Source organism: Mycobacterium sp. NGS62 (assembly GCF_059812285.1).
The window spans coordinates 19,910-32,193 of record NZ_JCALCK010000002.1; the positions used below are offsets into that span (position 1 = coordinate 19,910).

The window sequence follows — 12,284 nt, forward strand, 5'->3', positions numbered from 1 at the left end:
GGGGCGTGCCAGACTTGTGACCGTGGAGGGCAGGATCGTGATCACCGGCGCCGGTGGGCAGGTCGGCAGCTTGCTGGCAGAACAGGCCGGCCAGCAGGGACGGGACGTGCTGGCGCTGACCTCGTCACAGTGGGACATCACCGACCCGGCCGCCGCCGACCGGTTCATCGAAAGCGGCGACGTGGTCGTCAACTGTGCGGCCTACACCGACGTCGACGGGGCCGAAAGCGACGAGCAGACCGCGCATGCGGTCAACACGGACGGGCCCGGGCACCTTGCGCGGACGTGTGCACGGGTGGGTGCGCAACTGATCCATATCTCCACCGACTACGTGTTCAGCGGCGACTTCGGCGGCTCGGCGCCGCACCCCTACGAGCCGGGCGATCAGACCGCGCCGCTGAGCGTGTACGGGCGTACCAAATTGTCCGGCGAACTGGCCGTGCTGGCGGCGCTGCCGGAGGCCACCGTGGTGCGCACCGCCTGGGTCTACACCGGCGCCGCCGGCAAGGACTTCGTCGCCACCATGCGCCGGTTGGCCGGCGGCGACGGCACCTTGGACGTGGTCGACGACCAGATCGGCTCACCGACCTATGCCGGTGACCTGGTGGGCGCGTTGCTGCAGGTGGCCGACGGCGGGGTGGACGCCCCGCTGGTGCACGCCGCCAACCAGGGCGCCGTCTCCCGGTTCGAGCAGGCCCGCGCGGTGTTCGAGGGCGTCGGCGCCGATCCCGAACGCATCCGCCCGGTGAGCAGCGACCGCATGCCGCGGCCGGCGCCGCGACCGCCCTACACCGCGCTGTCGGGCCGGGTCTCCGCGCAGGCGGGCCTCTCGCCGCTGCGGCCGTGGCGGGAGGCGTTGAGCCAAGCGCTGTCCGTGGCCGTTGACGCCTGACCGATACCCTCTACGGGTGAGTGACGTCCTGTCGGTCGTGACGGTGACCTATTCGCCGGGCCCGCATCTGGACCGGTTTTTGGCTTCGCTGTCGCTGGCCACCGAGCGGCCGGTGAGCGTGCTGATGGCCGACAACGGCTCGACCGACGGGGCGCCGCAGGCGGCGCTCGAGCGGTACCCGAACGTGCGGATGTTCTCGACGGGCGCCAACCTCGGCTACGGCACCGCAGTGAACCGCGGGGTCGCCCAATTGGGCGACGGTGAGGAATGGCTGATCGTGGCCAACCCGGACGTGCAGTGGGGTCCCGGCAGCATCGACGCGTTGCTGGACGCCGCCGCCCGGTGGCCGCACGCGGGCACGCTGGGCCCGCTGATCCGCGAACCCGACGGGTCGGTGTATCCGTCGGCGCGGCATCTGCCGAGCCTGGTCCGGGGCGGCATGCACGCCGTCGTCGGCCCGCTGTGGCGCGACAACCCGTGGTCGACGGCGTACCGCCAGCAGCGGCTGGAGCCCACCGAGCGGGCGGTGGGCTGGCTGTCGGGGGCGTGTCTTTTGGTGCGCCGCGCGGCCTTCGATCAGATCGGCGGTTTCGACGAGCGCTACTTCATGTACATGGAGGACGTCGATTTGGGCGACCGGCTCGGCAGGGCCGGCTGGCTGAACGTCTACGTCCCGTCGGCCGAAGTGCTGCATCACAAGGGCCACGCCGCTGGACGCGATGCGGCCCGCAACCTGGTTGCCCACCACGAAAGCACCTATAGATTCCTCGCCGACCGGCATTCTGGGTGGTGGCGCGCCCCGCTGCGCCGGGCCATGCGGAGCGGGTTGAAGGTGCGTGCGCGGCTGCAGGTGCGTAGCTCGCGGCGCAACCTGAAAGAAGGATGACGGTGGCGAACCCCCAAGTCGACGCGGTTGTGCTCGTGGGTGGCAAGGGCACCCGACTACGGCCGCTGACGCTGTCGGCGCCCAAGCCGATGCTGCCGACCGCCGGGCTGCCGTTCGTCACCCACCTGCTGTCGCGGATCGCCGCGGCCGGTATCGAGCACGTCATCCTGGGCACGTCCTATCAGCCGGCGGTGTTCGAGGCGGAGTTCGGCGACGGCTCCAAACTCGGTTTGCAGATCGAATACGTCACCGAAGAGCATCCGCTGGGCACCGGCGGCGGTATCGCCAACGTTGCGCCGCGGTTGCGCCACGACACCGTGATGGTGTTCAACGGGGATGTGCTCTCCGGCGCCGACCTGGGGCAGCTGCTGGATTTCCACCGCACCAACGAGGCTGACCTGACTCTGCATTTGGTGCGGGTCTCCGACCCGCGGGCGTTTGGTTGCGTCACCACTGAAAACAGCCGAGTCACCGCGTTTTTGGAGAAGACACAGGATCCGCCGACCGACCAGATCAACGCCGGCTGCTACGTGTTCTCCCGCGAGACCATCGACCGGATTCCGCGCGGCCGGGAAGTCTCGGTGGAGCGCGAGGTGTTCCCGGCGCTGCTCTCCGACGGGGTGAAAGTGTGCGGCTACGTCGACACGAGCTACTGGCGGGATATGGGCACGCCGGAGGATTTCGTGCGCGGCTCGGCGGATTTGGTGCGAGGCATTGCGCCGTCGCCGGCGCTACACGGGCATCGCGGCGAACAGTTGGTGCACGACGGCGCGGCGGTGTCGCCCGGCGCGCTGTTGATCGGCGGCACGGTCGTCGGGCGGGGCGCCGAGATCGGCCCCGGCGCCCGGTTGGACGGCGCGGTGATCTTCGACGGAGCGCGGATCGAGGCGGGCAGCGTGATCGAGCGCTCGATCATCGGCTTCGGCGCCCGGATCGGTCCGCGGGCGCTGATCCGCGACGGCGTAATCGGCGACGGCGCCGACATCGGCGCCCGCTGCGAGCTGCTGCGTGGCGCCCGGGTGTGGCCCGGTGTCTCGATCCCCGACGGCGGGATCCGCTACTCGACCGACGTCTAGGTGTTGGCTTTCCCGACGTCCGGGAGTTCGACACGTCGTGACCGTCAGCCCGCATCAACGCAGCGATTTTGCGGTAGCCCCATGCCGGCCATGTCGCGGCGTACTTGGCCGCCAGCGCTTCGATGCGGTCGACCACAGGAGCCGGCCAGGGCCCCTTGGCTGGTTGCCAGTGTCGCAGTTGGGCTCGTCGCCGCCGGTAGGTGCGCTCGGGGATTCCAGTCAATGGCGCGTACCTCGAAACCGGCAGACCCGCTGCTTCTCTTAGGGTTTCGAGGTCTGCGAAGGGACCTGGTCGGCGAACATCGCACCCCGTTGCCAGATCCGCAACTGCACCGTGGCTTCGGCCAATGCAAGCTTGAGCTGCTCGTTTTCCATCCGCAACCGGCGTTGCTCGGGACTGCCGGCCCGGCCCGCCGGCCCACCGGGGACTTCTTCCATCCGGGTCGCCCCGGCTTCGAGGAACTGGTGTTTCCACTTGGTCACCTGGACCGCACTGACCCCGCACCGCCGCGCGGCCTCGGCCCCTGTCATCTCCCCGGTAAGCACCGACAACACGATCCGCGTCTTGTCCTCGGCCGACACCTTCGACCGCCGCGACCTAGCCATCCCAGACCCCTTTCAGCCCTGCCGCCATCCTTGCCGACGGCCCTGCCAAAAAGTTTGAGTCAGTGGAGTCTGCTATACTCGAATGTATGTTCGATGAAGCGGCGCGGTTGGCGGTGATCGCCCGGTTTGATGAGCTGTTTGAGCGGCGTCATCCCTCGACCACACCAGAGTCGACCGCGCTGGTGGACCGGATCTGCGGGTCGGCGCGGGCGGAGAATCAGGCGGCCGCTGCCCAGCTGGTCGCGATCGGGGAGCTGTTCGGCTACCGGTTGTCGCGCTGTTCCAACACCGAAGAATGGGCCATCGATACCGAAGAGGCGGTGACTGCGGAGGTGGCCGCGGCGCTGCGGATCAGCCAGGGGTTGGCGGGAAGCCGGTTGCGGTATGCGCGGGCCATGCGCGAGCGGCTGCCGAAGCTGGCAGAGGTGTTCGAGGCCGGTGATATCGACTATCGGGTGTTTCAGACGATCGTGTTTCGCACCGATTTGATTACCGATCGCGACGTGTTGGCGACGGTGGACGGGCAACTGGCCGTCAATGTGCCGCGCTGGCCGTCGATGACCCAGGGGCGGCTTGCCGGGCAGATCGACAAGATCGTGGCGCGCGCCGACGCCGATGCTGTCCGGCGGCGCAATAAGCGTCAGGGTGATCGAGAGATTTGGATCGGCGACGGCGACGGAGGTATCTCCGAGATTCATGGCAGCCTGCTGACCTCCGATGCGCATGCTCTCGACAAGCAGCTGGATGCACTTGCTGCCACGGTGTGTGAGCATGATCCGCGTAGCCGCGATCAGCGCCGTGCTGACGCGTTGGGTGCGCTGGCCGCACACGCTGATCGACTGGGCTGTCGGTGTGGGCGATCTGATTGTGCTGCGGGAAAGCGGCCTGCTGCCACGCCAGTCGTGATCCACGTGATCGCCGAGCAGGCCGCGATCTGCGGCAGCGGCTCAGCGGTGGCTTCGCAGGTCGGTGCCGATGGGCTGATCCCGGCTGAATTGGTGGCGGAGCTGGCCACAACGGCCAAGCTGGTGCCGTTGGTTCACCCAGGCGATGCGCCACCCGAGTCGGGGTATGTGGCTTCGAAGGCGCTGGCGGATTTTGTGCGGTGCCGGGATTTGACGTGTCGCTGGCCGGGCTGCGACCGGCCGGCAGTCGACTGCGATCTTGATCATACGATCCCGTTCGCCGTTGGCGGGCCCACGCATGCGTCGAATCTCAAATGTTATTGCCGCACACATCATTTGGTGAAGACGTTCTGGGGTTGGCGTGATCAGCAGTTGCCCGACGGCACACTGATCTTGACGTCGCCTTCGGGGCAGACCTATGTCACCACGCCGGGCAGTGCGCTGCTGTTTCCCAGCTTGTGCCACTCCACCGGCGGCGTCCCGGCCATCGAAGCCGATCTCCCGGATGATTATTGCGGCGAGCGCACCGCGATGATGCCCAAACGCCGCCGCACCCGCGCCCAAAACCGAGCCCACCGCATCGCCGCCGAACGCCGAGCCAACCACGACGCCCGCGCAACACGGCGCGACGAGCGCATGAGCTACTTCGGACTGCCCCCACCCGATCCAGACGACGAACCACCACCGTTCTGAGTTGAGCCCACGCTCGAGGCCCGGGCGACCAGATACGCCAGCGCGGCGTCGCTGCCTGGCGGCAAGGCGTCGGCCGGCCACCACCGCAGATCATCTGATTCGTCGCTGACGACGATCTGCGCATCCGGCGGCGCGTGTGCGACGAACTGCAGGTCGAGGTGGCGGGTCGGCACCCCCAGCGAGCAGGTGACCGGATGTACATGCACGGCAGCGAGATCGGGTGCAAGCCGCAGGCCCGCGACACCGGATTCCTCGGTAGCCTCCCGCAGCGCCGCAGCTAGGATGTCGTCGTCGCTGTCTTCGCAGTGCCCGCCCAGCTGAACCCAGCGGCCCAGCCGCGGATGCAGGGTGAGCAGCACCTGGGCGCCGGCGTGATCGAGCACCAGCGCGGAGGCGGTGATGTGCCCGGGCACGCACTCCCGGCGGCAGGCGTCCTCGCGGGCATACAGGAAGGCCAGCACAGCATGCCGCAGTGCGTCCTGCGCCGGATCCGGTGCCTGCCAATCGGATAGCAGCGTGATCGCGGAGTCCCGCACGCTCACTTGCGCACCAGCAGATCGGCGACGGGTACCGGATCTTTGGGCTCCTGCGGCTGCGCCGGGTAGCCGATCGCGATGGCGCCCAACGGCTCCCAATCGCCCGGAAGTGCCAGCTCGTCGCGAACCAGGTCGGCGGCAAAGATCGTCGAGCCGATCCAGCAGCTGCCCAGCCCGCGTACCGCCAAGGCGACCAGCAGCCCTTGCACCGCCGCGCCCACGGCGACGGTGAACATGGTGCGCTCGGCATCGGTGCGGACAGCGTCGGGGTAGCTGTGCGCGCCGTCGGGGGCCAGCATCGGGACGATGACTTCCGGTGCGTCGTAGAGGATCTGACCGCGCGCCACTCGCCGCTCGATGGCATCGGCGGGCTTGCCGTCACCGGCCAGGTCGGTGCGCCACTTGTCGCGCAGGCGGTCCAGCAGGCGGGTGCGGGTCGAGGTGGTCTGCAGCCACACGAACCGCACCGGCCGGGTGTGGTGGGGAGCGGGTGCGGTGAGCGCCTCGGCGACAGCGGCCTCGACCAGGTGCGGCGGTACCGGTTCGTCGGCGAATTGGCGTACCGAGCGGCGCAGCAGCTGAGCTTGCCGGCGGCCCTGCTCCAGCGCTTCGGCGGTGCCGAGCCAAAACAGGTCTTCGGTGCCCGGCCGAACCAGGTGCCGCGCCGTCGAGCCGTCGTCGAGTACGGGCAGGCCGCGCACCACGGCCACCGGGATCGCGGTCAGTTTGCCCTTGACCAGATCGGCGGCCGCCGCGATCTCGTCGGCCACGGCGACTTCGGTGACGACCAACTCGTTGCCGTGCGGGTCGACGGCACCGGCATAGTTGTGTAGCACGGCCAAACCCGCCGAACCGACGGTGGCGTCGATCTGCCCGTTGCGCCAAGCGCGACCCATGGTGTCAGTGATCACCACGGCGACGGTGATTCCCAGCCGCTCGTGCAGCTGGGCGCGCAACGCCGCGGCGCTGGCGTCCGGGTCGACGGGCAACAGTGCCAGCTCCGCGGCGCCGACGTTCGAGCCGTCCACGCCTGCGGCGGCCTGCACCAGTCCCTGTCGGTTCTCGGTGATCAATGTGCGGCCCTTGCGGGCCAGTACTCGCACCGCCTCGCTGTCGACAAGCTTGCGCCGCAACGTGTCCCGTGCATCCGGGTCGTCGGGCGCTGGGACCAGTCGGCCTTCGCACTTGGACACCACCTTGCTGGTGACCACGACCACGTCGCCGTCGCGCAGCCAGGGTGCGGCCGCGGCGATCCCGGCGCTCAAATCGTCGCCCGGGCGGAATTCAGGAAGGCCGGTGACGGGCAAGATTTCGACCGCCGACGCGCTGCCGTGCTCGCGAGCGCTGCGCTGCTCTGGCTTGGCGTCGGGGGTCACGCCGCCACGCCTGCGAGTTCCAAACCGGCGCTGACCATCTGCGCCGTCGCATCGGGATCGGCCATCAGCAGTGGTATCGAGCGCACCGCCACACCGTCGATGTCGGCATGGTCACCATCGTGGATCAGCCAGCAATCCAGGATGCCGGTGGCTGCACGCGAGCCGTAGTGCCGACCTACCGCTTCGGCGGTGGATGGCACGCCGATGACGGTCAGGCACTCATGGGCCATGCCGCGCAGTGGTTTTCCACCGACAATGGGGGAGTAGCCGACGACGGGAGCACTGGTCGATCGCAACGCACCGCGGACGCCGGGAATGGCCAGGAGGGCACCGATGCTCACCACCGGGTTGGACGGCGCCAGCAGGACGATATCGGCATCGGCGATCGCATCCACGACTTCGGTTGTCGCCTGCGCCTTTTCGGCGCCAACAAAGGCGAAGCTGTGGGTGGGCACCTGGGCGCGATAGCGCACCCACCATTCCTGGAAGTGGATCGCGCGTTGGTCGCCGTCGGTGGGATCGGTGATGACCACATGGGTTTCGCAGCGGTCGTCGCTGACCGGCAACAGCGTTGCCCCCGGTTGCCACCGGTCGCACAGCGCCGCGGTGATCTGTGACAGCGGATAGCCGGCCCGCAGCATCTGGGTACGCACCAAGTGGGTCGCCAAATCGCGGTCACCAAGCTCGAACCAGTCCGGCTGCACGCCGTAGCGCACCAGTTCCTCCTTGGCGTGCCAGGTTTCGTCGCGATGACCCCAGCCGCGCTGTGGGTCGACGCCGCCGCCCAGGGTGTACATGCAGGTGTCCAGGTCCGGGCAGATACGCACGCCGTGCATCCAGGCGTCGTCGCCGATGTTGACGATCGCGGTCAGTTCGTGCTGGTCGCCTGCCGGCCCGGAGGCAAATTGGCCCAGGCCCAGCAGCCGTTGCACACCGATGAGGAAGCGGGCGCCGCCGACCCCGCCAACGAGAACCGTGACCTTCACATCGCACGACAGTACGCCCGGCGAGGATGCCCGCCGCACGGCGGCGTGAGGCACGCGACGGCGAGGTGGTCGGGTCCGCGCAGACGCGTCGACGACCACTCCGCGCCCGACACGCGGAGGGTCAACCGGGGCAGTGCCATCAAAAAATGGTCACGAGATGATATGGAATTCCGGCCAATCGCTTGACCTGCGGTGCTAACACGTGTGTAATCTCATCAGTGTCATTTCCCGGTTAGCCGGCCGGATTCGGTGTCGCAGACCGAGATTCGATCGTTTGTTCGAATCGAGATGGCCGCACATCAAAACAGTGGCGACATTCACGATCAACGAAACCAGGTGAGGAGGCGGAGCATGTCCTATGAACACCTTCGGGGCCTAATGGGAAGCACACCGCACACCACTGCCGGCTCGGCGATGATGGGGGCCACCGCACGACCCCATTTGAGTTTGGTGCCCGAAGCGCCGGAAGTCTTTGAGCCGGCGCCGGTTACACCCGACCAATGGCAAGACCGCGCCTTGTGCGCGCAAACCGACCCCGAGGCGTTCTTTCCCGAAAAGGGCGGCTCCACTCGCGAAGCCAAGAAGATCTGCCTGGGCTGCGAGGTGCGTACCGAGTGCCTGGAGTACGCCTTGGCGCACGACGAGCGCTTCGGCATCTGGGGTGGCCTTTCCGAACGGGAACGCCGCCGCCTCAAGCGCGGCATCATCTAGCCGCGCGGGGCTACTCGTCGTCGATCGTCGGGTCGATGACCGAGGGTTCGACGTCCAGATAGGTGGCCACCTGCGCCACCAGAATCTCGTGCAGCAAGTCAGCCAGTTCGACAGTGTCTTTGGCTCGTCGCTCGATCGGCTTGCGGAACAATACGATCCGCGCCCGGGTGGCGCTGCCTCGCACGTCGACACCGGCGGGGATCAACCTGGCCAGCGCGATGGGCCCGTCGGCGACCACCTCGGGCGGCCACTGCACGCTGGCGGGATCCTTGGCCGAGATCCGCGGGATCTCGTCGACCGCCACGTCCAGCCCCGACAACCGCTCCTGCCAGCGGCGCTCGATGGGCTCGTAGGCCTCGAGCACCGCCATATCGAACCGCTCGCCGCGCGTGCGCCATCCCGGCACCGTCGGCGGCAGCAGGGGACCGCGCATATCGCGGCCGCGGCGGGAAACCGGTCTGCGTACCGACCGGCCGGAGCTGCGCGAATCGCTCACGCGCCGATGGTAACGGTTGGGAATCGCGACCGACCGCAATGCGCGTGTCCGCCGCTGTGGGGGCCTTTGGGCGCGATAGCCTTCCGAACGTGAATCTTCCGCGTCGCTGCTGTCGGCCGGGGTGCCCGCACTACGCGGTGGCGACGCTGACGTTCGTCTACTCGGACTCGACGGCGGTGGTTGGCCCGCTCGCGACCGCGCGTGAGCCACACTCCTGGGACCTGTGCGTCAGCCACGCCAGCCGTATCACCGCGCCGCGTGGGTGGGAGCTCGTCCGGCATGCCGGCCCGCTGCCCCTCTATTCCGACGACGACGACTTGATCGCGTTGGCCGAGGCCGTGCGTGAGGGCCGCGAGGTGGTGGCGAGCGGACCACCGGTCAACGGGTTTTCCGAGGCTCACAACGGCGGTGTGTCGCCCGCGCTGCCCGACGGCGGCGTGCTGGCGTCGACCGCGCAACGGCCCGCCGGCACCGGGCGTCGCCGCGGTCACCTGCGGGTGCTTCCCGACCCCGCCGATTAATACGATCGATCGCCCGCACGCTTGCGGGCCGACCCGGCATGCATCCTCGCCGGGCTAAGCTGACGGCCAAGAGTCCCCATAGTCAGGAGCCTTTTCATGTCTCGGCCCGCCGCGGCTGTCAACCGTGTGATCAAGGCTTATGACGTGCGGGGCTTGGTCGACGACGAGATCGACGAATCGTTTGCCGCCGACGTCGGCGCAGCCTTCGCCAGGCTGGTACGCGACGACGAGGCGGGGCGGGTCGTCATCGGCTACGACATGCGGGACAGCTCACCGTCGTTGGCAAATGCCTTCGCGACAGGGGTCACCGAGCAGGGTCTCGACGTCGTCCGCATCGGCCTGGCATCCACCGATCAGCTCTACTTCGCCTCCGGCAAGTTGGACTGCCCCGGGGCGATGTTCACCGCCAGCCATAACCCGGCCGCCTACAACGGCATCAAGATGTGCCGGGCCGGGGCCAAGCCGGTCGGTGCCGACACCGGGTTGACCGCCATCCGCGACGATCTCGTCGCCGGCGTCCCGCATTACGACGGCGCGCCGGGCAGTATCACCGAGCAGGACGTGCTCGCCGACTACGGCGCCTTCCTGCGCTCGTTGGTAGACACCTCCGGACTGCGTCCATTGCGGGTGGCCGTCGACGCCGGCAACGGCATGGCCGGCCACACCGCGCCGGCGGTGCTCGGGGCCATCGAGTCGATCACGCTGTCGCCGTTGTACTTCGAGCTCGACGGCACCTTCCCCAACCATGAGGCCAACCCGCTGGACCCGGCAAATCTGGTGGACCTGCAAAAGCATGTGCAGACCAGCGAAGCCGATATCGGCCTGGCCTTCGACGGGGACGCCGACCGGTGTTTCGTGGTCGACGAGCGCGGCCGGCCGGTGTCGCCGTCGACGGTGACCGCACTGGTCGCCGCTCGCGAGCTCACCCGAGAAATCGGCGCGACCGTCATTCACAACTTGATCACTTCCCGTGCGGTGCCCGAATTGGTGGTGGAGCGCGGCGGCACACCGGTGCGCTCCCGGGTCGGGCACTCCTACATCAAGGCGCTGATGGCCGACACCGGTGCGATCTTCGGCGGCGAGCACTCCGCGCACTATTACTTCCGCGACTTTTGGGGCGCTGATTCCGGGATGCTGGCTGCACTGTATGTGCTGGCTGCGCTCGGCGAGCAGCAGCGGCCGCTGTCGGAACTCACCGCCGACTACCAGCGGTACGAATCCTCGGGCGAGATCAACTTCACCGTCGCCGACGCCGCGTCGGCCACCGAGGCGGTCCTGAAGTCTTTCGGCACCCATATCCACTCCATCGACCACCTGGACGGGGTGACGGTGGACCTGGGCGACGGTAGCTGGTTCAACCTGCGCAGCTCCAACACCGAGCCGCTGTTGCGGCTCAACGTGGAGGGCCGCTGCGCCGAGGACGTCGACGCGGTGGTGCAACAGGTCAGCGCTCAGATCAATGCCGACATCGCCGGGCAGACTCAGGCCCTCACGTGAACGCCACTCACGCCACCATCGACCTCGACGACGCCGACGCCCTGATCGCCGCCGACCATGACGGGTTGCTGCGTGCGGCGTCGATGGCGGGAGCGCAGGTGCGCGCGACGGCCGCGGCGATCGACGAGGGCGCCCTGGATCCGGTGCGCGGCGAAGATCGTTCCCGCACGGTGATCTGGGTGGCCGGCCGCGGCACCGCCGAGACCGCGGGCAGCCTGCTGGCCGCGACGCTGGGCCGGTCGGCCGCCGAGCCGATCGTGCTCGCCGCGGAGGCCCCGCCCTGGGTCGGCGCGCTCGACGTGCTGGTCGTGGCCGGCGACGACCCCGGCGATCCGGCGCTGGTGGGCGCTGCCGCCACCGGCGTTCGCCGCGGCGCGCGGGTCGTGGTCGCAGCACCCTACGAAGGCCCGCTACGCGACATCACGGCCGGGCGGGTGGCGGTGCTCGAGCCACGGTTGCCGGTTCCCGAGGAGTTCGGCTTGCCCCGGTACCTGGCCGCCGGCCTGGCCGCGTTGCACAGCGTCGACGCCGGCCTGCGCACCGACTTGGCTGCGCTGGCCGACGAGCTGGACGCCGAGGCGTTGCGCAACAGCGCCGGGCGTGAATTGTTCACCAATCCGGCCAAGGCGCTGGCCGCGCGGATATCGGGGCGCCGTGTCGCGCTGGCCGGCGACTGTGCGGCGACACTGGCGCTGGCCCGGCACGGGTCTTCGGCGCTACTGCGGACCGGTCATCGGGTGGTCGCCGCGACCGGCCTGGGGGATGCGCTGATCGCGCTACGCACCGGGCTGCCGCCCGGATTCCGGGATCCGGCCGACGCGCTGTTTCACGACGACCAGATCGACGGGCCGGTGCCCGAGCGGCTGCGGGTGCTGGCTCTGACGCTGGCCGCCGAGCGGACGGTGGTCGCGGCCAGAGTCGGCCGCCTCGAGGACGTCGACGTCGTGGGCGCGGAGGATGTGCCCGACGCGCCTGATGCCACCGAGGTGACCGGCGGGCCGTCGAGCCCGCTCGGTTCGCAGCGGCCCGAGCATCAGCTGGCAGTATTGGCTGTTCGGTTGGAGATGGCCGCGGTTTACCTGCGCCTGCTGGGGGAATAGACG

At 68.8% G+C, this 12,284-nt stretch carries 13 protein-coding genes; 8 read left to right on the top strand and 5 right to left on the bottom strand.

Features of this window, described 5'->3' with window-relative positions; translation table 11 throughout:
- Window positions 1–22 precede the first annotated feature (22 nt).
- From rfbD to manB, 3 genes are read left to right on the top strand one after another with little or no spacing between them, the layout of a single operon-like run.
- A complete protein-coding gene (gene rfbD / locus AC5Y49_RS04850; protein WP_499884678.1) occupies window positions 23–892 on the top strand; it encodes a dTDP-4-dehydrorhamnose reductase in 870 nt (289 codons plus the stop codon).
- Between the two features lie 16 nt (window positions 893–908).
- Window positions 909–1,778: a glycosyltransferase family 2 protein gene (locus tag AC5Y49_RS04855; protein WP_499884679.1), complete on the top strand. Its 870-nt coding sequence runs from the start codon at window positions 909–911 to the stop codon at window positions 1,776–1,778.
- A 2-nt stretch (window positions 1,779–1,780) separates the two neighbouring features.
- Complete coding sequence (gene manB, locus AC5Y49_RS04860) at window positions 1,781–2,854, top strand: mannose-1-phosphate guanylyltransferase (RefSeq protein WP_499884680.1); 1,074 nt, start codon at window positions 1,781–1,783, stop codon at window positions 2,852–2,854.
- Between the two features lie 261 nt (window positions 2,855–3,115).
- Here manB and AC5Y49_RS04865 read toward each other — a convergent pair whose 3' ends face one another.
- Window positions 3,116–3,460 carry a transposase gene (locus AC5Y49_RS04865; protein WP_499884681.1) on the bottom strand — a complete coding sequence of 115 codons (345 nt, stop codon included), beginning with the start codon at window positions 3,458–3,460 and terminating at the stop codon, window positions 3,116–3,118.
- Between the two features lie 86 nt (window positions 3,461–3,546).
- On the opposite strand from AC5Y49_RS04865, the gene AC5Y49_RS04870 reads away from it, so the two are divergent.
- Entirely contained in the window at window positions 3,547–5,058 is a 1,512-nt protein-coding gene (locus AC5Y49_RS04870) for an HNH endonuclease signature motif containing protein (RefSeq protein WP_499884682.1), read from the top strand.
- Here AC5Y49_RS04870 and AC5Y49_RS04875 read toward each other — a convergent pair.
- Genes AC5Y49_RS04875 through cofD form a run of 3 tightly spaced genes read right to left on the bottom strand, consistent with a single transcriptional unit; the run spans window position 5,007 to window position 7,956 of the window.
- Entirely contained in the window at window positions 5,007–5,600 is a 594-nt protein-coding gene (locus AC5Y49_RS04875) for an NUDIX hydrolase (protein WP_499884683.1), read from the bottom strand. The two genes, AC5Y49_RS04870 and AC5Y49_RS04875, sit on opposite strands and share 52 nt — an antisense overlap.
- Entirely contained in the window at window positions 5,597–6,970 is a 1,374-nt protein-coding gene (locus tag AC5Y49_RS04880; protein WP_499884684.1) for a coenzyme F420-0:L-glutamate ligase, read from the bottom strand. Before AC5Y49_RS04880 ends, AC5Y49_RS04875 begins: the two co-directional genes overlap by 4 nt.
- Window positions 6,967–7,956, bottom strand: coding sequence for a 2-phospho-L-lactate transferase (gene cofD / locus AC5Y49_RS04885; RefSeq protein ID WP_499884685.1), 990 nt, complete (start codon window positions 7,954–7,956; stop codon window positions 6,967–6,969). Before cofD ends, AC5Y49_RS04880 begins: the two co-directional genes overlap by 4 nt.
- Before the next feature lie 378 nt (window positions 7,957–8,334).
- On the opposite strand from cofD, the gene AC5Y49_RS04890 reads away from it, so the two are divergent.
- The gene (locus AC5Y49_RS04890; RefSeq protein WP_499886229.1) at window positions 8,335–8,667 is read left to right on the top strand and encodes a WhiB family transcriptional regulator; all 333 of its coding nucleotides are present in this window, start codon (window positions 8,335–8,337) and stop codon (window positions 8,665–8,667) included.
- 10 nt (window positions 8,668–8,677) lie between these two features.
- Here AC5Y49_RS04890 and AC5Y49_RS04895 read toward each other — a convergent pair whose 3' ends face one another.
- On the bottom strand, window positions 8,678–9,100 hold the full coding sequence (locus AC5Y49_RS04895; protein ID WP_499886231.1) for a metallopeptidase family protein: 423 nt from the start codon (window positions 9,098–9,100) through the stop codon (window positions 8,678–8,680).
- A 152-nt stretch (window positions 9,101–9,252) separates the two neighbouring features.
- Here AC5Y49_RS04895 and AC5Y49_RS04900 point away from each other — a divergent pair, with 152 nt between their 5' ends.
- The 3 genes from AC5Y49_RS04900 (at window position 9,253) to AC5Y49_RS04910 (ending at window position 12,281) form a co-directional block, all read left to right on the top strand.
- Window positions 9,253–9,684 (top strand): DUF3499 domain-containing protein, encoded by a 432-nt coding sequence (locus tag AC5Y49_RS04900; protein ID WP_499884686.1) that lies wholly within the window; start codon window positions 9,253–9,255, stop codon window positions 9,682–9,684.
- Between the two features lie 96 nt (window positions 9,685–9,780).
- Window positions 9,781–11,181: a phosphomannomutase/phosphoglucomutase gene (locus AC5Y49_RS04905; protein ID WP_499884687.1), complete on the top strand. Its 1,401-nt coding sequence runs from the start codon at window positions 9,781–9,783 to the stop codon at window positions 11,179–11,181.
- A complete protein-coding gene (locus AC5Y49_RS04910; protein WP_499884688.1) occupies window positions 11,178–12,281 on the top strand; it encodes a TobH protein in 1,104 nt (367 codons plus the stop codon). Before AC5Y49_RS04905 ends, AC5Y49_RS04910 begins: the two co-directional genes overlap by 4 nt.
- Window positions 12,282–12,284 lie beyond the last annotated feature (3 nt).